Below are 21445 nucleotides of genomic sequence, written 5' to 3'. Positions count from 1 at the left end.
TCATGTCACCACCGTCACTTTCTTATCGCCTAACCTTATATCTACCAGTTCCAATGTCATTGTGTGCTCATCCCCGTCAAATTTATGGGTGCATTCGTTGACCATATAATAATTTTTGATCCCTATTTCCTTGATCTCGATATACAAATAACACCCGGCACGTACCCGGATATCTCCGATAGAATCTATTTGGAAGCTCCGACCTACTCTGTTTTTAAGTTGTATAAGGTTTTCCAAAGTCCGTTTAATCTGCGCAGCATTCGCCTTTTCATCTATGTTTTGCACAAGTTTCAAAAATCCCCACATGGCAACGTTGGCACTATCCTGCGCTGGATACACTGTACGAACGCCCGTATCCGTATTATCCTGTGTCAGCCAAACTACATTATAAGAATCCTCGATTGAGGTTTTCAACTTGTAATCAAACATCAGACTATCATCACCTAACGACAAGTTCAAGACCATATTTTTGACGTTTCGTAGGGTCAACCAGCCAAAGTTATCGAAGAACAAAAAACGTTCCCCCGTGGCCGTCAGTGTTGACTCCAGCGCTCCACAAATAATATCCATCGCCTTTACGTTGTCCTCCCTGATCGTCGGAATCTTATATTCGGTGTCGATCAATACCTCCATTTTCAGTTGAAGACGATCTACGAAGTGCTTCAACACCTCCGTAGCAGTCTTGTTCGTTCCTTGGTAGTATTCAGACACCATGAGATACCGAAGCTGATCATAGGCCGTTATTTTAACTTGTTCATCCCGGCCATCTTCAATGACAAAGATGTACCCCAAGAACACAGGCGTATTGCCGAATTGTATCCGAACCACATCACCCATCGTGTATTTAAACTCTTTCGCCTCATATAAACCGCCCTTTAGAAAGGTTATCTCCATACTGGAAGCCCTGCCTATTCTGGCCGTCTTGTAAGTCACATCTGAGACGATACCGGATATGTCCCACAAATACCCATCGCGGTTGTCGATAATGATTTCAAGCATGAAATACCTCCTAGTTCCGCGGAATGCTTAAGACCGTCCCAGGTGTTAATTTCTTCACATCCGCATCGGACAAATTGTTCAATTTTTGGATTTCTTTATCTCGTGATTCATCATCCAAAATTCTTTTGGCTATGGAGAGTAAGTCATCCCCCTCTTTCATTTTATAGGTCAACGGCCTGATTCGTTCATCCGGGCGCTTCGGCGGCTCTTTAATAAGCACTTCATTGCCGTTCGCATCAGTGCCAACCTTTACGCGCCGGGCAGAGTAAAATACGTATTCCTTGAGCTGCAGCGTGTACTCGATATCCCCGCTTCCCCCAGCGACTTCCTTCCAATTGAACGACTCAATGGAGGCTGGGAAGTTGAGGTCTGATAGCTCCTTAATATTCGTTGCATCTGCTAAAGATTTGTAACTCCCAGCAAAAATAAAACGGATCGGATGTTTGCTTTCCAACCATTTCTGTATAAATCCGATATAATACATCGGCACAAATAAAGGGGCCTCATCATTGACAAAGGGATAATACTGATTTGGGAAAACGCTGCTGAAACTGACCTCTTTGAGCTTTGGGCTCTGAATTACATTGACCTCGCCAGCCCTTGTTTCATCCGTACCTCCACCCTTACCTACAATGTTGTAGGTTTTGCCTTGCCCTTGCTCCTTAACCTCTATAGACTCAGGATTGACAGGTAATTGTATGCCCTCAGCATTGTTATTCCAACTCAAAAAAATACTATAGTCAGCCATGGCGCTCCGGTCCCTTCTCAATAAATAAAAGAGCACCCAATGGGCGCTCTTTTATTTATTTTAAAATTCCTGCTTTTTGCAGATCCGCTATATTGAAGTAAAACCCACCATCATGGTTTTTGATTCTAACGCCGTTTGAAGTAGTCTCTCCACTTTTTTGTTGACGAAACCCCTCAGGTAAAGGGAATCTAAAGAATATTTCCTTTTTAGTGGCAGCTGCGCTGTTTCTTATTACAAAATCCTCGTTATCATACCCAGCATCACCATAGACCTTTAATAAAAATCCTGCCCCTATCCAACCTTCCGATAAGGATGGAGGCAATTCCGTTCGCTTTATTTGCGCTATTGAATAGGCTGCACTGTCTGAATCAGTAAACCTGCCCTTGAACTTGTCATCCTTGTCATAGGCGTAAAAGACCGTTTCGCCGTTCTCTACCACTAAGCCCTTTGGCTTCTCAATAACAGCATCCGGCGTCAATTGAATGTTTCCGCCTGGCGTTGCCTTGATTGCTTCTTGGTTGGTTGAAGGCCGGTCCCCTGAATTAGGCACTGGAGCTCCTGGGTAAATGGTTGAGCCACCGTCTGTCACGATCTCAACCTGTTTAGCCGTTTCATTCCATTTATAATTTACACCTGTTATGTCCCCAAGCTTCGCCAAAGGTACATACGTGCTGCCCTCGTAGTTCAGGATCGGCGCTGTCGCGTCTTTGAACTCTTTCCCATTCACGACAACCGGATAAGAAATTTCAGTAAGGATGTACTGTTTAACGGCTGTAGCTCCAGCAGTGGCAGATACGGTTAAGGCACTACCGATCAGCGCACCGATGATATACTTTTTCAAAATCAAAACCTCCCGATAGATGATGACTCTATTCTATCAGGAGATTCCGATATTTTCCATAGTCTAGCTATAGGACCTCTGTGCGTTGTTGGAAACCTCTTGTTCCATGAAGTCACCTATCTGTCGGATGATTTCACTGACATCGGTTGGTTGGTTAATGGGGCCCGTAGTAACTTGTACAGTAGGTGTGAGCGAAACGAAATTCTGAATGTTCTGTATGTCGGCCAGCTCACGCATAACTTTAAGATCCTCGGATGAGATATCAACCTTGCCTTTGACCTTCCCCACTGTGCCAACATTGTCTATATTTTTAATCGAGCTCATATCGAAGTCAGGCGCACCTTTGAGGATATCATCTATGCCTTTCATCAAGTCATCAGCGCTTGCAAATCCTTTGTTGAATGCATCGAACATGTTCATAAATTCCATGCGTTGAACCCTAAATAATTCTTCTTCGGGTTCCGGTTTGTATTTTTCAAGCATCCCCATAATCACACGGATACTACTGCTAAAGCCCTTCACGTTGTCCAAGTTGAACGGATTTATTTCTTTGAAACGATCCGTATCAAAGAACTTATTAAGTGCTCCACCCATTTTGTTCAATACACCAATTGCTTTATTGACGTATTCAAAAATGTACAGGTATATCGACTTCGAAAAATCCTCAGCGCCGTCCGACATGTCTGCCATAAATCCCAAAAACACCATGGCTAAATGATAAAATGTATTTTTAACCATAAATGCCGGTTGAGTGAACACGTTGCCGAAGAATTCCGCAGAAGAGGCGATGGTGTTCCAGATCACGGCAAATATGTTGTACCAAGCTGCGCACACAAAGTAAAGATACCCGATCACCGCACCAATTATTTGTTGTGTCGTAACGCCGAACTGTTGGATGATATAAATAACGAGTGCTATAGCCGCTATAACCAATAGGACTGGCCACAGCGCTTCAAGGGTAGCTATCGCCATCTCATAGAGTGCAGCAACAACGACGACACTGATTACAAGCGCTAAAGACATAAGGATCGCCCTAACAATCGGCCAGTTATCCTGCATGACGCCAACCACCCAAATTGCGATGTCCACAAATTTTGATGCCGCCGCAGACGCCATAGAAATCCCCGATAACAAACCGTCAAAAATGGCTGTGCCTGATTTACTATTCATAAACTTGGAAATCTTTTCAATGACCGGGCCAAACGCCTCCAGCGCCTTGTTTTTGAGTCCCACGGCCATATCGCCAAATGTTCGGGGCATGGTCGCAAATTTCGCGTTGATGTCATCAGATGCCTTAAATAGGGCTCCTTTGATGATATCTGCTGTAATCGTTCCAGCCGCCGACATTTCCTTAAGTTGGCCCTTGGATTTTCCTGTAAATTTAGCAATGGCATCGGCCAACATCGGGGCATTCTCCATGATGGATCTAAACTCATCCCCCTGCAGCTTGCCAGATGCCATAGCCTGTGTAAGTTGGTACATACCGGATTGTTGTTCCATCGTTGATGCACCACTAATTTTAAATGACTTCTGCATCAGTTCGGTGAACGCGATGAGCTCTTTGTTATTCCCAAATGCCTCACCAGCCAGTAATCCCATTTTGCCTACACTGTTCGCCATGACTTCGTAACTGCCTCGCGCCCGTTTAGCTGCCTGGAATATCTCCGTCTGCATTTGCCCTACGGTATGCGTGCTGTCTTTAATCAGGTCTAATCTGGCTTGCGTTGAAACATATTCATCCGATATTTCCATGGCTTTCTTTGCGGCAGCAATACCCAGGTACGCCGCTGCAATGCCTTTCAATTGTCCGATGAGTCCACCAGGACCCTTGCTGCCACCGCCACTGCCACCAGGGCCGCCACCCCCACCACCGCCGGGGCCATTATGAAGTCGATCTATGGCTTCAATGAGTTTTTTTACAAGCCGGGTTAGCTCGGTCAGCACCGTATGCACAGCAGCAGGCAGTTCAATTTGAAGATCTACCACTATGGTTCCTATGGTATCAATAATTCGATTTCGAAGGTTTGCTGCCTGTGTAATAACCTTGGCTGAATTTAGCCTTACATCAATAATAATTCCCGTTAAACCTAACCCGCTCAACAATGAATGCAGTTGCGCTCGAATGATGGCGATGCTAGCGGTGTTTGGCATGCCTAATACTAACTGTACACCCGCCATGCTACCCAAACTGTGTATGAGCGCCGTCATTTGCGCTCTTGCAGCAACTGCATCAAAATGAACGGCCAAGTTTACGGCTGTTCCAGCAAGCCCTGTTCGGATTTTATTTTGGATTTCCGTTATTTTGGCGATAACGTCCGATTCATTGATGATGATGTTAATCGCACTCGATCCGCCCATCGTTCGGATGCGCTCCTTAACAGTCTCGATGTGTGCTAAGGCTCCGGCCATATCAATGTTAAGCGTGATTTGGCTCTGCAGCTCGTGCTTGAGACGTTCCGCCACGGTAATAACGGATTGAATGCCCGTCTCTGCCCGATTAAGTGTTGCCGTGAATTGATCGAACAGTTTCAGGCTTGCACCCACGGTTGTTGGCATGCCATTCCTCCTTTCTCAAGTAGTGATGCAGAAGCGTCCCGAAGGACGCGCTTATTTCTTACTCCGCTTCTTCTCTGCTTCAATCCGCATATCGATCATGGCATAAATCGCGGCCCTTTCGTATGGGTTCATCTTAAGCAGGTCCTGTGGCAGTATCTTAAGCTCATGGAGGGCGTAGTAAGCATAATTAGCCTCACCATCGCCCCCCTTGATTAGTTTTTTACGTCTTCGACCAGCTCATTCATGTCCTTATCAAATCCGTTGATTTGCTGGACCTTCTCAACGAGCGAGCTATATTCACCGGGCAGCAGCATCTTACGAAGCAAATCCTCAGCGCCTTTTACACCATAGGATTCCTGTAAGGCTGCATCTTTCAAGCTTGGGTACGAGACGCTTGCAACCACCAGTTTAGCCATGTATGCATTGGGATCAGTCTCAGGGACAGTTACCCCTTTCTTGACTTCTACCCGCTTTGTAGACGCCTTGCGTAGCACTTCATTTTCCGCTTCGGTCATGCCGCGTAATTGCCAAGCTAACGAGTTGCCACTCTTGTCCTTGAATCGTTCGGATACCACAACTTCCATGGTTACCGTTGCTGTTGCGTTCTGTGCGTAAAATGCGCTTAAATCACTCATAATTAATAGCCTCCGTGGTTTGTATTTTTTAATTAAACAAGATCATTAAAGCTGGATTCGATTTCAACGCCATCAAAGGTAAAGGATACTTCTTCTTCTAAAGCCGTTGAATCGGTATCCAAGGACGCCATAATCACACTGTCCAGGTTGACGTTTTTGAGGATAACCGTTTGTTTGCCTGCTGCCGATGCCGGGTCCTCATTCGTGACCTTAAGATCGAAATAGCTATCCTTACCTGTGCCGATATAATCCAGCATCATCTGCCGGAATAAGGTTGTGACGTAATAGATGGTCATCGTGCCGGTGCCTTTCCATCCATTGGCCTTATGCTGGGTTCCGCGACGGCCAAGTGTCTTGATGTCAGTTTTATCCTTCTCTACCTTGGCCTCCAGCTTTTTGACGTAAAACATTTCCTCATTTTGCTTAGCGCCGTCCGCACCTGTTATTGTTGCAAAGGCTGTGCCCTCTTGCCCGGACAGTGTATCGCGTGCGTTCAGAAAAGCCATATTACCTCACCGTCACTTTCATATAGACTTTTTCAACGCTATCCACCGGCTGTACGGCAACCTCGACATAAACGCTATCCGATTCCGCGCCTTGTATGATTTTAACATCCGTTGCAGAATCGACATTCTGTAGAGCGTTCAGGCCCTGCAGCGTCTTGAGGTACGTGATGTACTCATTCCAAAGCAGGTCCCGGCCATCCGAGTTATTATCCACCTTGCCACCGTAAAAGGAATCGAAAATCAGTTTAAAATCGTTAGCGATTCCGTCCAGAACCCGGATCACTCGGTTCTTCGAGAATTTCTTGCCTTTGGTCGGTGTAAAGCCGGTGAATGTATTGATATCGATCTCAACCTTGGCTTTGTCCTGATTCGGTGTAAATAGAAATTCCCCCGCAAGGATAGCTGCCTCGATCTGCGCGTTGGTGTACCGGGTGCCAACGTCTACTGCATCATCGTAGTTGTCATAGGTCAGCGATTGATTCATCTGAGCCGCTGCCGTTGCCGCTGCTACCCAAGCAGTTGCTTGTGCTGCCGTGATTAAAGTACCGTCTGATAGCTTGACACCGTTCTTAACGCTTACGACGCCTTCAAATCCTGCCGTGGCGTAGTTTTCAAGGACGAGTTGGACCTTTTTACCTTCATCGTCCCGCAGGCGCTTAATAAAGGCCGTGTACAAGGCTTTCAGGTCGCTTGCTGTTCCGGTATAGGCAATCGTATTGAAATCGTAAAGCTCAACTGTGGCTAGAAAGTCGGTATGATCGGAATTGGTTACAGTGCCATCCGCTCCAGACACTAGTGGCGCCCCCGCTGTCGTTGCCAAGGTCCCGCTACCACTGAATACGATCCAATCATTGGAGACGAGCCCAGCGATGTTCGACACAACCTGCCGATTGACCTCGACTCCTGCCAGCAGCGTGATAACATCAAATTTGGCATTGTCATCTACATTGGTTTGAATGACAACCGTGAGGTTGTTTCCTCTTACCCCGCCATGCTTAGCTGTAGCCGTCAAGGTGCCTGTTGTGACTGCCGCCTTGGTACCTGCATTCAAGCGATACAAAAGCAGCGTCTTGGCTCGTTTCAGGGTCTCCTTGACGAGTAACACAGAAGGTGCCGTAAGATCGTAACCAAGCAGCGTTGTGATATCGTCGCCTGCATTGATTTTCAAAAGCGATTTGGAAGGCCCCCAGCTGAGTGAAAGCGCCATTGCTACCGTCCCGCGATCCCCTACCGATCCGGCAGTTCCACCTTGCCCGACGATATTGATATAAGTACCGGGTCTAACTTTGTTTTGCGTAACCCATGTGCCTCCAGCCAAATTAACCCTCCACCTTTCCTAAAAATTCGCCAATCAAACCATCAACCTGAACCTGCGTGTACGTCTGCCCATCATCCAGCAGCGCATTAATCAGATCCTTTTGCTGTGCCGTATACTTCTTGGCTTCAATCAACTGCCGCTTTGTGAATGCGGGAGCTGCAGGCTCTTTAGGCTCGTTCACTTCATCTTTTTTCATAGATGTTCCTCCAATTCAATTTTTTCCATTTTCGGTACCGGCTCTTTCTCTGCCATCATGCCTACCTCAAAGCTTACAAAGAAATGCAGTACATCCTCGATGACTTCATGCCGCAATCGTAAACCCTTATAGGTGATGCCGCCCTGCACTACATACACCAAGGATTCATACAAGCGACTCGCCATGTTTTGGCAGGCTGCCTGTTCGGTCAGGCTATCCGGATCCGGGAAAAACTTGATCTCGAACATCAGCATCCGGGTGAAACGCTGACCTAATTTTTGTTCCTGGGCTCCATCGATCTGCCGAACAAAAAAAGCAGGCTCAGAAAAGCCCTGCTTGATCTGTTCATCGTATTTGTCAAAACTCGGCTCCAATTCGTCCAGTCTCGCCAAGATGCCGTTTTTCACTTTTTCTTCAATCACGTTACCACCCCAAACCGTTCTTGATGAACTGCTGCAGCTTGCGTTCCAAGAAGGCAGGCATTTCGCGTTCCAACTCTTCAACGGATATCGTCAGCATCAAGCGGCCATTCACCCAACCGTTATGGTTTCTCGTTCGATGTCCGTATTCAACATACATGGCATATTCGATGGGATTGATGATTTCAACCTCATAGCTGCTGCCATTGTCAACGATCTCCCCAACGGTCCACCCTTGCCGAAGCTTCCCGGTATCAACGGGTGTATGAGCTATCGTCTTGGCAAGCAACCGCGCTGCCAGCTCCTTGACGCATTCTTTGAAGAACTCAGGCGTCCGCTGCTGCAGCTGTTTCAGGTTATTATTCAACTGTTTCCAAGCTTCAAAATCGAAACTGCCCAGGCTCATGCCTTACTTATTTCTTTCATTTTTATCTCCTGGTGTGTTGGATAACGGAACGGCTTCCCGGTCTGCTCGCCCTCAAAGACCATTCCGTCTTGAGATACATGGATCACGCTACCGGCTTTGATTGTAACCTCGGGTGCTATAAACAACTTTGCATCGTAATTAATCTCGTTGGCCGCATCCGTCCGCCCTGTGCTGGGTAACGACGTCTGTGATAAAGCGCAAGGCTGATTGAGCAGAACGGGTATGGCTCGCTGCCTGCTTGCCTTTGTGATAGGGTCTTTAATCGTTTGGAATTCCGTGACGGTACACAGCCCCTCGTAGGTCATTTCAATAGCTGCCCGCTCCGCTGCCACATTCCCAAAAGCCATCCTTACCACCTCAGCTTTCTGAACGCAATGAGCTGCGCTGTATAATTCTGCACAAAATCCGCTCCGGACCCAACTTTGACAACCGGCTTAGCCGAACCGAAGTTCGTTTGCACATCCCCCCGTTTGACGCTCGTAACGGTTGCTGGCGCTTGCTCAAACTCAGTTGCATATTTGCCGCGGTAGTAGTCCTCAGCTATCATCAGGACGACACGATCAAGCGCTTGAGGTATAGAAGAAATATTGCAATAGGTCAGGATTCCTTGGATGATGGACTCCAAAACAAAAGTAAGACGGACATCCTTTGAGGTGTCCGTCTTATCAATGCCGAGCAGCTCTTTGAGCTTTACCAAATACTCATCAATTGTCGTCATCACTTTCGCCTCTAGCGCCCTGGATCACACCGTCCTTCAACAGCTCATCGCGATCTTCCTCCAGAACATCTAATTTGGTCCCGGCTTTATGGAACTCTCCACGGTGCTTCACGTTTTGATTGAAAGTGACCTTGACGGTCTTTGGCTTGGCTTTTGGATCGTTGGTTTTTCCGTTATTTTCTGTGGTCATCTTTGATCATCCTTTAGCGATGAAAATATTATCAATTTGCTCGAAACTCGGCATGGTGATAGCAGAAACGATGGTTTCAACATTGACAGGATGAGGCTCTTTGATTGTTGTTACCGCTACGCCTGTATTGACGATAGAAACCTTTGCATCGGTGCCACCGCTCATCAAATCGGCTTCTTCTGGAGTTGTACCGAAGTAGGTGTTGCCGAGCGCACCATCGGGCAGCAGTGTAAAATAGTCATCTGGGTAAAACAGATTGGTGCTCCCGTCTTGCAGAGCGAACTTTTTATTGTACACAGCCACTGAAAGATTTACTTTGTTCAATAAATATTGTCGCATCAAAGTATCCGTCATGATAATGTTTTGACCACCAAGAGGGTTCATATCAAGACGAATCGCTGTATTCTTAAGGATATATCCCCACGTTTTACGCGTGCAGATTGCTTTCCGCAGCTGGACGCCTTGATCATCATCGCCAATTTCCTGCCATGCTTGGATGTCCCCAATAATATCGGCTGTCGGATCGGACCACTTGTCCGTACCCGTTAACGTGACCTTATGGCCTGCTGGCATCTTGTAATCGTAATCGTAGGCCAGACGGTTAGCCGTTATGCTGACCTTCCCGGTTGATAAGAGCTGCATGATCATGCGCTCCGGATTGACTAACGCGCCACTCACCAAGTTCGAAACGTCATCATAGATATTGGTGATCAACGGCATGTAATACTGCTCGTTTGCAGATGCCATCAACCGAAGTAATTCTTGACGTTCCTTCTCGCCTATTCGCATAGCCTCACGAAAGAAAGGCATTTCCGTTTGAATTTCCTTGAAACCGATACGATCACGCAAAGTTGCTTTAGCGTCAAACTCGGAAGGCATAAGAGCGATAGGAAGTCCCTTTGAGCCCTTGATCCATTTCAGGTCAAGCCCGAGTTGCTTCTTCGGCGGAAAAAGCGTGGCGCCCAGATAGGGTGTGTCATTACTTGTGTTAGCCGTATAGTAAGTGCCAATGCTCTCGGCACTGACCAAATCAAAAATTGTAGGCATGGTTTGTACCCCTCTCTTATTTCAAGAATGTAATTTGTTTTAAAGCAGCAATCTCCTCAACTGCAGGTGCGGTAGGAATTTTCGCCAGATCAATAAATCCATGAATGAGCATCGCACCAGGTGCAGGCCCAAGGGTTACGTCAACGTCATTGAACAAGACACCTTCAGCATTGGACACACCGATTGTCGTGACCGCCTTCTTCGCTTTTTTGGTCAAATCCGTCAGGATACCGTTACCTATGATGGTCCCTGCTGGTACGATCTTCTTGCCATCTGCATTTGCTGCAATCCCTGTGTCATCTACCATCACGGCCAGAGTGACATAATGATCCGGGAATTTCAGTATCTGTTTCCACGTGTTTGTATAAGTTGTTTCAACAAATTTACTCATATAGTTGTTGCCTCCTCATTATTGGAAATATGATTCTCTCGCCTTTTCAAGCCCTTCACCCTGCTTGGCATTCTGCTCTGCGAGGCGCTTGCCGAAATCCTCTGGCTTGCCTCCTCCACCTGAACCTCCGCTACCCTCCGGTGGTGCAGCACCTTTAAACCCAGGCTTACCCTTATCCTCTGGAACAAACAAAAAAGCCTTGCTCGTCTGCAGGGCTTTGATTTGGTCATCCAACCCGCCTTTTACCGCGCCGTTGTCATCCAATTCGATTTTGGTTTTGTCCAGCAGGTTTGCCACAATATCAGGGTCATGCACCTTGCCGCTAAGAGCCAGCTTAACGGCTGTACCCAGGCGTAGCTCCTTCAGATCAGAGTCATACTTCTCCTTGGCCGTTTTGTTGTCTCCCTGAAGCTTTGTGATTTGTTCCTTTAATGCCGCAGCATCACCGGTTGACTTCTGGAGCTCATCAAGCTGCTTGTCTCGCTCCTTCAGTGTATCATCGGCGGTTTTCTTTGCCGTATTCACTTCGTCAAACCTTGCTTTCGGTACAAACCCTTTTAATTCCTCAACAGATGCAGTTGCAGCTTTTGTTGCCTGTTCTTCCGTTAAACCCAATGCTATAAACTGTTCTTTATTCATTTTATATCCCTCCGGATTCATCTTCGCTTTTTTACCCGGTCGCGACCGGTGATGTCTTGTTCTTTAACGTCAGCAATACCAAAAGGACGGCAATATAAAAAGCACTCTCCGTTTTATGGGAAAGTGCTTCTACTTTTCTTCATTTTCTATTTTGATGGGCCGTTTTACTGCCTCAATGAATCGTTCAACAAAATCCGGCGCCTCTGGGTCCAATTCATCCAGGTAAGTTTCATCAAATCCCCCAATTTGCCCCTCTTGCTGCTGTGTAGTCTTCGACATACTCCCACCCCATTTCCTCGATTATTGCCAACAGGACCACATGATCAAAATATTTAACCTTCTCTGATTTAGACATTGTAGCATATCTAGCATCTGATTGTAATCGTTGCTTTGCTTCTTGAGCAGATTTTGCCATGATGTTATTGAATATCAGCAGATCGGTGGTTATTCCCAGTGTTGACACGCTGCTCATGCCTCCGACATGACCTGCTGCGATGATCGATGACAAAGATGGGTAGAGGGCCAAGTTCTGTAAATCTTTAACGTTAATTCGGGTTCCGCTGGGATGGTTATGCGTCAAGATGACTGAATTCTTAGGTGCTTCGATCAGCACCTTATGCATTTCTTCAGTAAAGGTTACCTTATTGAGGCTACCCGATAGCCTTCCAAGTTCCGATCCTGTTTTTGCGTTTAAAATAACCGCTGTTTCCTTCGCTTCCTTACTCCCTAACCGGACGATCTCACGGTTGATGATTGCCAGTTGTTCTGTAACGTGCTCTGGCACACCGGGTAAGTCCAAATGATAAGAAGCCTTCGGATTATAGCGGCGATTTATGATACCAGGCGGTTCTTCCAAAGCGCCAGGCGGTGGCAAGGGTCCTACATCCGGTTCAGCTTGCTTCGGCGACTTAAGTCTTGGCGCTCTGTTGGCATCCTCTGCATACTTCTCTGCCCATTCCGTGAAGTTCATATTGCCTGATACCGTGTAGGTCTTACCGTCCGCTCCACGGGCGATGCGCTCCGCTATATTGCCCTCATAGTGCGGCACTGTAGTTGACCGGCAATGTGCATGAAGTGGAGGGTAATTCAGGCCAGCTCGCGCTTCTTCAATCGGGAATATTTTCAAATCCATAAACCGGCACATCTTGGATGTTTTTCGATCAAGTGTAGCCATGAATTGATATTCTTCTACCCCTAACTCGCGGTAGCCATCCAATGTTGCTTGTCCGGAAAAATAAGCAGCTTCCGTCATGACGAGCCGTCTTGCATCCCTCATCGAGACGCCCATGCGTTCAGCAAAGGCTTTGATCATCTGATCCGATGGATCACCTCGGATCAGGCTCTGTATTAGCGTGGTATCAAGCTCATTGAGTAGCTTCACCTTGTCTTTCCATATCCGGCTACTGAAAATGGCACCATCGGCAGCCCAAGGCCGTGAGAGCAGCATTTCAAGTTGCCTATTATCCAGTTTTGCGAAACTTGCACCTACCCCTAAGCCTTTTTGAAGCTCAAATATACTTTTATAATAGCTATCCTTGTAGATGCCGCCCAGCAGCTCTTTGGTGCCTGCCTGCTTCGATGCTGATAGCATTTCGATGTGTTGCCTCATTTGCAGCTGCTGTGCTTCTAATCGGCTGATATGGACCTTTGCGCTTGCGTTCTCCAACTGCTTCATCCAACGTTGATCGACGGCATTCTCTCGGCCAGCTTTGATGTAGTCTTTGACATCCCACTTGAATTCCTCAAGCTCATTGGCCTTAAGCAATTTACGCGCACCTGCAACGCTAACATCATTATTCTTAGCTAATCGCTGATACCAGGCGTCTGTATCCTTCTTGATTTTCGCCATGGCCTTTTTATATTCCACATCAGTTCGATTGGCATAAGCTGTACCTTTGTTCAGTTGCGCCTCACTAAGCGCCTCCAGCCGTTTCTGCCAATATTCCGGCGACTTCATGCGTCATCATCTCCAGAAGACACTTCCGAAGCAATAAACCCAATTAACGGCAGTTTATCAATTGGTTCAGGGGCATTGACCGCTGTAATGAGCGTAGCAAGGGCATTGAGGTCATCACTATTAACGGATTCGCCTTTTTTGAATGTATCTGTGCAAAAGCAGCACATTCCGCGAATCAGCTCATTTACTTTTCGACTCGTTTCCAGTTCCAGCATCAGGAGTGCCTCCGATCCCGCCATACGTATCCGCTTGGTCAAGCGCCTCATCCTTTTGCTTCTTGATCCGCTCAAGCTCCGCTTGGACATCGGTAACATAAGGATGCTGAGCGACAAGCGTCTCGTCTGACAAGATTCCGACACTGTTTTTGATATCCGAGATTATGGCGGACTCATCGACTGGCATGTCCCGATTGAAGATGAACGAGACATCTTCGCCGCTGTAATCAACTCCTGTTGAATTGTACAGATGCGTGTCGATGAACCAGCGCAGCTGCTCCAAGCTTGCTTGGAATTCCGTCTCAATCATACTGGCATCCAGATCAAGATCCGAGTAGAGGAAGCGTAAGGCCACGCCGGACGGTGCGCTGCCAAAGTTAGCCGCCTGCGTATCTACGCCCCGCCCAAATTCGTAGATGTCTTTCCGGTTTTGTTCTTGATGAGTTTTGAGTGCCTCGGTATTGATCTGCAAACCGATTGTATCAACGCCTCCGTCACTCTCCACAAAAGCGGTCCGATAAGTAGCGATATTCTTCCTGAATTCGCTGGCCTTGGTACCACCGTAATTTTTGACAACATAGATGCTGTCCGGGAGGTCTTCCAGATTATTTGAGTTATCTGATTTATTCCGGTCATAATCATCAACCAACTGCTTAATAATTTCAACGAGCGATTGCTCCTCCTCGTTGTATTTCCAAGCGATAAAGGGAACTCGCTCCCAGTTCAAGGGCTGTTCTTTACCTTCAGTCAGTGCTGTAAAGTGAGCTCCTACATCCCCAACCTCCACATCCGGTATAAGGCCAGCACCCCCGTTTATATAACGCCGCACCCCATGAGTATCCCACCACTCAATTTTTCGGACTACGGTGCGTTTGAGTCCCTCATACACCACAACCTCATAGTCCCGGATTACCGCATCCAGAAGGGTATGCGCTTCGTCACGCCATAAAGGGATGATCTCAAGGCTGTCCATCAACTTGAATGATAGTTCGCCTTCCTCGTCGTAATAGACGAACCACCAACTAATGCCATTGTTGACGGCTGCTTTCCCGGCGCTCTGTAGCCGGCGCAGCATCGCCTTGTCGAAGATGTTGTTCAACGCCTTCTGATATGCATCGGGTTTCGTCTGGATGCTCATCGGTTTACCCAACAGATAGCCGACCTTCTGGTCCACGAGCTTTCTGACAAACGCATTGGGCAATTTATTGTTGGCCAGATTGCCCACGATCTCCTTGGCTCCGCTGGCGCCGATCGCAGTTCGCTCCCGGTCCATGATGTCCGTCTTGTTACGGTAGTAGCGATCACCGACCGACATCCATTTCATTTTATCGGAGTTTCGCCACTCACCAATCTCCATTTGAATGATCTGCTCGATCGTTGCAGCGGACTGAGCGCCATCCTTCAAAATCCTTTCGATATTTTGCATTTCTCCATTCAGTGCAAACAGCATATTTTCTCTCCTTTCTACTTTTCATTTGGGAAGTAAACACCGGATTTCTTGCCGGTTGCGAACGCCAGAACGACCGCATCCGCCCTATCCGGGGAATCCAGTCCTCTTTTCTTCATGTCTTCCTTTCGCTCGAGTGCAATCTTCCCTTTACTGGTCATGCGGTACTTCCGTTGGGTGAGCTGCGTGATCAAACGCTCATCATCAGGCAGTTCGACCTCAACAGGCCGACCCTGCATGTGTCCAGAAAAGCACTCTTGTAGAATATCCCGCAGGTCAGCCCAAGTTTCAGTACCGCGGTTGTCGTAATGCTCCTCTTCATTGCGTGTTGGCTTAGAACCATTGTTAATAGGAATGACTTGCCAACCCTTCAGTCGTTCCTCTCGGATGACTTCTTCCAAACGGTCTGTTACACCACCGCCGACGCCGCTGTCATCCACTTTGATTTCCACCTTCCCGAGCTGCGGGAAGCGTCGGAGCATTTTCCGGCCTGTTGCAATTACCCAGCCGGCCGTGACCATCGTGTCTTGTTTGTTATAACACTTGAGTTTGAAAACCTTCATCCCTATGCGCGGAGCAATCACCGTTTCGTCGTCCCCGAAGCGCGCAACGTCCACACCTAAATGAAGAGTATCGCCAACGGACGCAATAGATCCGCCAGCTACCAGTTCCACAAGCTCCAAAGCAATAAATGAATCTGCCTCTGCTTTTGGAAACTCACCATAGACCCGTACACGGACAACATCACTCTCAGCTCCATATTTATCGATAAGCATTTGGACGTTCTCTTTGCTTGTCCGTTTGCTGTCACGGCTGTCAACCTTGTGCGTCCGATAGCGGCTGCGGTCCCGGTTGTGCGAATCGTAAAAAACCCCACTCGTTCGAGTCGGGTTCCCACACATCAGCAATTTATTATCTTCGCCGGACAAAGTCCCTTGAATGGCCTCCATGATCGGATCAGCGACACCGGAAGCCTCATCGACAACGAACAACATGTGGTCTTCGTGGAAACCCTGCATGTTCTCCGGCTTCGTGGCCGTGCGGGCCGTAGCGAACCAGCGCTCTTCGTGGCCGATCATATAAACCTTCGTCTTCGTCCACTTGAGCAGATTTTTAACCATCGAAGCCTCAAGCCACTTGGCGACCTCTGCCCAAAGCACGTCATTGAGCTGCTGCTTGGTGGGGGCCGTACATACGACACGGGCGTTTGGTCGGCAGCAGAGGAACCAAATGACCAACACCGCCTCGAAACCAGTCTTCCCCACCCCTTGTCCAGAACGCACGCTTGTACGCGGATGATGAGCAACATCCATCATGGCCGCTTGCTGCCAGTCGTCCGCCTCAAAGCCCAGCATGTCCTCACCGAAAGCTACCGGATCGTCCCAATATAGATCAAGCAGGTGTGCCACATCGGACATTACGTTATAAGGCTTACTCATCAGCAGCCACCCGTGCCTTACGCCGCTGTGCAATCTCCTTCAGTGCGTCAGTCCAGCTTTGTGTTGCACCCGCGACTCCTTGCAGCTTATTCAGCTCGATCTGAAGGATAGCCGTGCGAACTTGCTTTTCCTCATCAACAGCAATAAGCCTATTCTTGAGCTCAATCGCCTTAATCTTCTGCCCCTGTACCCGGGTCAACGCTTCCTCGATGCGGATAATATCCTCAATGGATCGGTAGGCAGTCTCCTCAATCTCAGTCGTGACCAGTTCGTCCCGTGAGTTGATGACCGTTGTTGCCTTTCCGGTCTTCTCATCATGAAGCGGAATAGCTTCCTTTGTCGTGCGTAGTTGCTGTAGCACACGCCGCTGATTTTCGGTCAGGCCGTCAGTTAGCCGCTTAATCCGCTGTAGCATGCGACGCTCCCGGATGGTCAGTAACGTTATCGCTTCGTCAGCCTGGCGTACCGGATCGGTGTCAATCTCCCCGAGCAGCTCCTGCTCGTCCTGCTCCAGTGTATCGAACCATATCGATTCGAACTCTCCTGTACGGACTGCTTTCTTGTTACCATGCGGTCCACCGTGACCCCCACGGTTGCCCAGGGCATTCTTACTGCCCTTAGGCGCACCACCTTTGTTGCCCAGGGCGTTTTTATTGCCCTTCGGTGCGCCTATTCGTTTAGTAACGTTACTATTGCTTGCATTGGTAACGTTACTATTCAAAGCGAGTTCCCACTTATCCTGACTCTTCCACTTCCTGACCTGTGTTTCCCCAAGACCCAGTTGATTGGCAATGGCTTTAAGCTTCATCTTACCGTTGCTATCCAGCCACATCTGCTTTGCTATATCCCTGTCTGGACTTCTTTCTCTAGCCATACTACACGATCACCACCCCCCGAAAAGAAAAAAGATGAGCTGTGACGGCTCATCTCCCACTTGTTACAGTTCATTCCAATCTGTGCTTATACTTGGTTATAAAGTCAGGGTAGGTGTACGCAACCTTGTCTTCTTTCTGGTTACAATCCTTATACTGCGACCGCCTCGCTTCCTCAACTCTTTCCCTGAGGGTTTGACCTTTAATACCGCGTTCTTGCATAAGTACCTTTAACCAATGTTGTGCTTGCATTTTCATTTCTCCTTTTCTCTGTATCGACCTTGGCCGTACACTTACATGATAAGAAAAAGGAAATTGAATTTAACACCACAACGTTCTAGAATTCATCCTTTTGCAATTCTATGTCCAGCTCAATGAGCTTCCGCAGATCGTCCACTGTCTTTATCTCAATGTTGCCGTCTTGAAAATCCTTTACCCATCGGGCAATGCCAGCCTTGACGATCTTTCGGTACTGCTCCTTTGATTCCAGAATACCAGCCATTACCGCAAGCTCGTGCTGCAGCAACAAATCCTTATTATCTGATGTTCCCATTGTCGTTCCCCTCGGCTTTCCGTTATTATGGAAAACGAGATAGCGGATGTCTGCAAAATGCCACGCGTGGCGGGCCGCTATCTCAGCCGGGGGAACTCGGTTCGTGGAAGGGCGTTAGTGCGCCCTTCTTTTTATTTTGAGCTAAGCCATTGGGAATGTATCTGTTCAGCGATCCGCTGCATCATTAAAGGCGGTACGCTCATACCGCAAACATACTGTACATTGGCGTCCATAAAGTCATAATCAGCTGGAAAAGTCTGCATTCGAATGCAATCAGTATTGCTGATATGATTCGGCTGATCCGTACGCAGAAAAACGGATGAGCTTGCAAGTGTGTTTGCGACCTTCTGATCCTTGAGCAGAATCGTATTGAAGTTGCTCATCTTGCCTTCTACACGCTCCGTCACATCACCGATACTCAAATCAGGCGGTCGCCGCTTTTGCCAACGTTCGAACGTCTTGCTTGCTGGGTTTATCGGTTTTCCTTCCCCGCTGCGGATATCCTTATACAACACCGGGGACTCGTTGAATTCAAGCGTCAGCTGCGGCAATTGCTGGTCTTCTCTAGCCGCTATAAAGAAAAGACGCTCCCGTTTTTGAGGAACGCCCATCGTAGCCGAATTGAGAAGAAAAAGCTGCGGTCTATACCCCATTTCTCGAAACCTCGACAATACAAGGCTGACGAAGCCACGGGCCTTTCCGATCATCATACCCCGCACGTTTTCAGCCACTACCACCCGAGGCCGCAGTTTATCGGCTACATCAAGAAAGTCGAAGAACAGATCATCCAGCCTCTGTACTGCCTGCCCCTCTCGAAACTTAAATTTCTTTCCCCATTTATCCTCCCGATCCCCCGCCGTTGAAAACACGCTGCAGGGTGGCGAACCGTCCAGTATATCCAGACCGAACAGTTCCTTCGGCAGCTCCGTATCAGGCAACGCCTTGAATTGCTGGATCGGCATCAGAAAGGGAAAACGCGGGTTGTGATTCGTCTTGTATATTTGCATCATCTGTGGGTCAATCTCCACATTCCCCAGCAGCGCGTATCCTGCAAGCTTATAACCCATGGTTGAGCCGCCACCACAACTGAAGCATGAAAACACTGTCCGGTTATGCCGCTGAACGTTGGCAAGGTCAGAAAGCTTCCAGTCCCATGCAGAGTGGCTCATGATGGTTCCTCCTGATTAAATACGAAGCCGCATCTTGGACATTTGCAGTCAAACCTTGATTCGTCAAATTCGCTTACATCCAGCTCTCGGTTCTGAAAATCGCCAAGCTGATCAGCGGACGGTTCAGCGAAAGCAGTGAGCAGCCGATTAATTTCACCCTCATCGAAGCCAGATAGATCCAAATCAGTACCAGCCCCCTGTAGATCTGCCAACAGGTTTGCCAACGCCTCATCATCCCATCGTCCGGAAATTTTATTGAGCGCCAAATTCAACAATCGCTCCTGCTGTTCATCCAAGTCCACGACCGATACGTCCAGTTCCGAATACTCCAGCTCGTTAACCATGATCTTGTATCGCTGATGTCCTCCGACCATGTTGCCAGTCCTCTCGTTCCAGACAATCGGCTCGACGTAACCGAACGATTCAATGCTGCGGCGAAGCTGCTCATACTCCGGGTCGCCTTGCTGTAGGTCAATTCGAGGGTTATAAGCTGCTGCATTGATTCGATTGATTGGTATGGTTCTGATATCCAAAGTAAGCCCTCCTTGAGTAATGTCGGTATTTCGCCCCAGGCAAGGCCGTCAGGACAAACACACAATCATTTGAACGCCCCGCCTTGCCGCTATCCGACATGATTCGACAATAAAACGCAAAAAAATCCCACGCCTTATAATGGCTGCTGGGACTTCGAAATCACGCTTATTCCACGTACTTAGTTACCAGAGTGGTGTTTAAAACCGCCTACGGCAGTCCACCCGCTCCCTCACGTCGCCTTGCCAAAAACATGCAAGCCTCGGTTCCGTCGGGGTCATTATGAGCGGCAGCGATTGCTTTATCTTCTTGATAATTATTCGATAAAAACCGCACCTCACTGCGCTCGTGCTTTTAAAAGCATACGTACTTAGTTACTTTAGAGGTAGAAGGGAGATAAGAGCATTTTACAACGAACGTACATTCCCGTCAAGGCGTGTAATTAAATCGATCATAGTTTCTTCCTATTAAATATCTATCACCCATAGGTGGCGATCGTAAGGTGAAATCTGGCCTTTAATAACGGTCATTTATATACGTATTAGATGCTATGATTCTATCTAGCCTCAAAAGAGAAAGAATCGCATCACCTGCATCATTATGAATGTGTTTGAAAAAAACTTTTTTTGAGAAACTAGAAATTTGTCTCGATTCATTCTTTTTGAGTGAGACAATCGCAGTTACGTTCTTAGAATCATTACTATGATAAAAACCATTTTCCGCTCTTGTCCACCCACTATTGTTTTCCACGTTATTATAAAAATTTAATTCATCTCCATAGATTGCTGCCGCAACATCAATATTGTCCTTAGTATTAGTTTCGGAGATAATCAAATTAATATTATTGTCATCACTCTGCTTGTCAAAAGAAGAGGACGCCTTACATAATGCACCAAAAAAATGATTTCTTTCTTCTCCCGTGATATTAATCATATCCATATCCGCAGTTGATCCCAATAACATACAATCAACATTAGGATTAGTCATTTTGCTGAATTTTATTTTTGAAAGCATAACTCCATCCGCATAATAAGAAATACCAATATTATCGGGAATATGTAAGTTTTGTTTGATAAACTCTATCAGTCCATTTATATTTGTTGAATTAAAATTTTCATGCATTGTAATAGAATACCACCTTGGTACTTTCACTTCTTTCATCTCACTTTTAATATTTCTAATAATTTTATTTCGTTTATTCTCCCTTTCTGTGGGGTTTGAGTTCTTTATTTGAATATTGAATGTTTTTCCTTCAAATTCATTAAAAGTTAGTACATAGTCGGTATTTTTCCCTATTTGAGGTTCGTATTTTATCATGATGTTGCTGCCGTGATTTCTTAGCAATTCGGCAGCAACAGTGTGCTCCGTAAGAATATCATTTGGTTTCCTTCTCTGTAAAAATAATTGCTCATTTAATTTATGAAGATCGTGATTTTCAAGCAATAAGATATTCTCTGCAAGCATAAAGACATCTTCTCTGTTTATGTACCTTAATTTCTTGGATTCATCTTCCCATGAATTCAATTCAAATTTCAATGTAGATAGAAGGATTTGCTTGGCTTTTTCTAAATAGGTTTCATAAATTGAATTCATATACACGATTCCTCCCCAAACTTTATCATCTATAATTAT

Annotated in this window: 27 protein-coding genes; all 27 read right to left on the bottom strand. The window is 47.0% G+C overall.

From position 1 onward, the window contains the following. Entirely contained in the window at positions 1-999 is a 999-nt protein-coding gene (locus NST47_RS17250; RefSeq protein ID WP_341156191.1) for an XkdQ/YqbQ family protein, read from the bottom strand. 10 nt (positions 1000-1009) lie between these two features. After that, positions 1010-1726 (bottom strand): LysM peptidoglycan-binding domain-containing protein, encoded by a 717-nt coding sequence (locus tag NST47_RS17245; RefSeq protein ID WP_341156190.1) that lies wholly within the window; start codon positions 1724-1726, stop codon positions 1010-1012. 76 nt (positions 1727-1802) lie between these two features. Next, complete coding sequence (locus tag NST47_RS17240; protein ID WP_341156189.1) at positions 1803-2588, bottom strand: stalk domain-containing protein; 786 nt, start codon at positions 2586-2588, stop codon at positions 1803-1805. Positions 2589-2651: 63 nt separating this feature from the next. Continuing rightward, positions 2652-5144, bottom strand: a complete 2493-nt coding sequence (locus NST47_RS17235) for a tape measure protein (protein ID WP_341156188.1) — start codon at positions 5142-5144, stop codon at positions 2652-2654. 212 nt (positions 5145-5356) lie between these two features. Continuing rightward, positions 5357-5779, bottom strand: coding sequence for a phage tail assembly chaperone (locus tag NST47_RS17230; protein ID WP_341156187.1), 423 nt, complete (start codon positions 5777-5779; stop codon positions 5357-5359). A 32-nt stretch (positions 5780-5811) separates the two neighbouring features. Then, positions 5812-6285 carry a phage tail tube protein gene (locus NST47_RS17225; RefSeq protein WP_341156186.1) on the bottom strand — a complete coding sequence of 158 codons (474 nt, stop codon included), beginning with the start codon at positions 6283-6285 and terminating at the stop codon, positions 5812-5814. A gap of 1 nt (position 6286) precedes the next feature. Further along, entirely contained in the window at positions 6287-7603 is a 1317-nt protein-coding gene (locus tag NST47_RS17220) for a phage tail sheath family protein (protein WP_341156185.1), read from the bottom strand. 1 nt (position 7604) lies between these two features. Further along, positions 7605-7799 carry a hypothetical protein gene (locus tag NST47_RS17215; protein WP_341156184.1) on the bottom strand — a complete coding sequence of 65 codons (195 nt, stop codon included), beginning with the start codon at positions 7797-7799 and terminating at the stop codon, positions 7605-7607. Continuing rightward, positions 7796-8221 (bottom strand): phage tail terminator family protein, encoded by a 426-nt coding sequence (locus NST47_RS17210; RefSeq protein ID WP_341156183.1) that lies wholly within the window; start codon positions 8219-8221, stop codon positions 7796-7798. Before NST47_RS17210 ends, NST47_RS17215 begins: the two co-directional genes overlap by 4 nt. Before the next feature lies 1 nt (position 8222). Next, a complete protein-coding gene (locus NST47_RS17205) occupies positions 8223-8624 on the bottom strand; it encodes an HK97 gp10 family phage protein (RefSeq protein ID WP_341156182.1) in 402 nt (133 codons plus the stop codon). Next, the gene (locus NST47_RS17200; protein ID WP_341156181.1) at positions 8621-8992 is read right to left on the bottom strand and encodes an ABC transporter ATP-binding protein; all 372 of its coding nucleotides are present in this window, start codon (positions 8990-8992) and stop codon (positions 8621-8623) included. Before NST47_RS17200 ends, NST47_RS17205 begins: the two co-directional genes overlap by 4 nt. Before the next feature lie 2 nt (positions 8993-8994). Then, on the bottom strand, positions 8995-9342 hold the full coding sequence (locus tag NST47_RS17195; protein ID WP_341156180.1) for a phage head-tail connector protein: 348 nt from the start codon (positions 9340-9342) through the stop codon (positions 8995-8997). A 7-nt stretch (positions 9343-9349) separates the two neighbouring features. Further along, positions 9350-9553, bottom strand: coding sequence for a DUF7210 family protein (locus NST47_RS17190; protein WP_341156179.1), 204 nt, complete (start codon positions 9551-9553; stop codon positions 9350-9352). Between the two features lie 6 nt (positions 9554-9559). Further along, positions 9560-10600, bottom strand: a complete 1041-nt coding sequence (locus tag NST47_RS17185) for a major capsid protein (protein WP_341156178.1) — start codon at positions 10598-10600, stop codon at positions 9560-9562. A 16-nt stretch (positions 10601-10616) separates the two neighbouring features. After that, positions 10617-10991: a hypothetical protein gene (locus NST47_RS17180; RefSeq protein WP_341156177.1), complete on the bottom strand. Its 375-nt coding sequence runs from the start codon at positions 10989-10991 to the stop codon at positions 10617-10619. Between the two features lie 18 nt (positions 10992-11009). Then, complete coding sequence (locus NST47_RS17175; RefSeq protein ID WP_341156176.1) at positions 11010-11630, bottom strand: phage scaffolding protein; 621 nt, start codon at positions 11628-11630, stop codon at positions 11010-11012. A gap of 129 nt (positions 11631-11759) precedes the next feature. Beyond that, positions 11760-11909 (bottom strand): hypothetical protein, encoded by a 150-nt coding sequence (locus NST47_RS17170; protein ID WP_341156175.1) that lies wholly within the window; start codon positions 11907-11909, stop codon positions 11760-11762. Beyond that, complete coding sequence (locus NST47_RS17165; RefSeq protein ID WP_341156174.1) at positions 11863-13587, bottom strand: minor capsid protein; 1725 nt, start codon at positions 13585-13587, stop codon at positions 11863-11865. The genes NST47_RS17170 and NST47_RS17165 overlap by 47 nt, the downstream gene beginning before the upstream one ends. Further along, a complete protein-coding gene (locus NST47_RS17160) occupies positions 13584-13802 on the bottom strand; it encodes a hypothetical protein (RefSeq protein ID WP_341156173.1) in 219 nt (72 codons plus the stop codon). The genes NST47_RS17165 and NST47_RS17160 overlap by 4 nt, the downstream gene beginning before the upstream one ends. Next, complete coding sequence (locus tag NST47_RS17155) at positions 13768-15252, bottom strand: phage portal protein (RefSeq protein WP_341156172.1); 1485 nt, start codon at positions 15250-15252, stop codon at positions 13768-13770. Before NST47_RS17155 ends, NST47_RS17160 begins: the two co-directional genes overlap by 35 nt. A gap of 14 nt (positions 15253-15266) precedes the next feature. Continuing rightward, positions 15267-16688, bottom strand: coding sequence for an AAA family ATPase (locus NST47_RS17150; RefSeq protein WP_341156171.1), 1422 nt, complete (start codon positions 16686-16688; stop codon positions 15267-15269). Continuing rightward, positions 16681-17562 carry a phage terminase small subunit gene (gene terS / locus NST47_RS17145; RefSeq protein WP_341156170.1) on the bottom strand — a complete coding sequence of 294 codons (882 nt, stop codon included), beginning with the start codon at positions 17560-17562 and terminating at the stop codon, positions 16681-16683. The genes NST47_RS17150 and terS overlap by 8 nt, the downstream gene beginning before the upstream one ends. A 70-nt stretch (positions 17563-17632) precedes the next feature. Then, positions 17633-17812 carry a hypothetical protein gene (locus tag NST47_RS17140; protein ID WP_341156169.1) on the bottom strand — a complete coding sequence of 60 codons (180 nt, stop codon included), beginning with the start codon at positions 17810-17812 and terminating at the stop codon, positions 17633-17635. A gap of 85 nt (positions 17813-17897) precedes the next feature. Beyond that, on the bottom strand, positions 17898-18113 hold the full coding sequence (locus NST47_RS17135) for a hypothetical protein (RefSeq protein ID WP_341156168.1): 216 nt from the start codon (positions 18111-18113) through the stop codon (positions 17898-17900). 131 nt (positions 18114-18244) lie between these two features. Continuing rightward, complete coding sequence (locus NST47_RS17130; RefSeq protein WP_341156167.1) at positions 18245-19282, bottom strand: DNA cytosine methyltransferase; 1038 nt, start codon at positions 19280-19282, stop codon at positions 18245-18247. After that, positions 19279-19815 carry a ParB N-terminal domain-containing protein gene (locus tag NST47_RS17125; protein ID WP_341156166.1) on the bottom strand — a complete coding sequence of 179 codons (537 nt, stop codon included), beginning with the start codon at positions 19813-19815 and terminating at the stop codon, positions 19279-19281. Before NST47_RS17125 ends, NST47_RS17130 begins: the two co-directional genes overlap by 4 nt. Positions 19816-20329: 514 nt before the next feature. Then, a complete protein-coding gene (locus NST47_RS17120) occupies positions 20330-21406 on the bottom strand; it encodes a hypothetical protein (RefSeq protein ID WP_341156165.1) in 1077 nt (358 codons plus the stop codon). Positions 21407-21445 lie beyond the last annotated feature (39 nt).

Origin of the sequence: Paenibacillus sp. FSL H8-0034 (assembly GCF_038000305.1) — a bacterium.
Taxonomy (GTDB): domain Bacteria; phylum Bacillota; class Bacilli; order Paenibacillales; family NBRC-103111; genus Paenibacillus_S.
The sequence above is the reverse complement of the archived record's forward strand: the minus strand, read 5'-3'. Positions and strand labels throughout refer to the sequence as shown.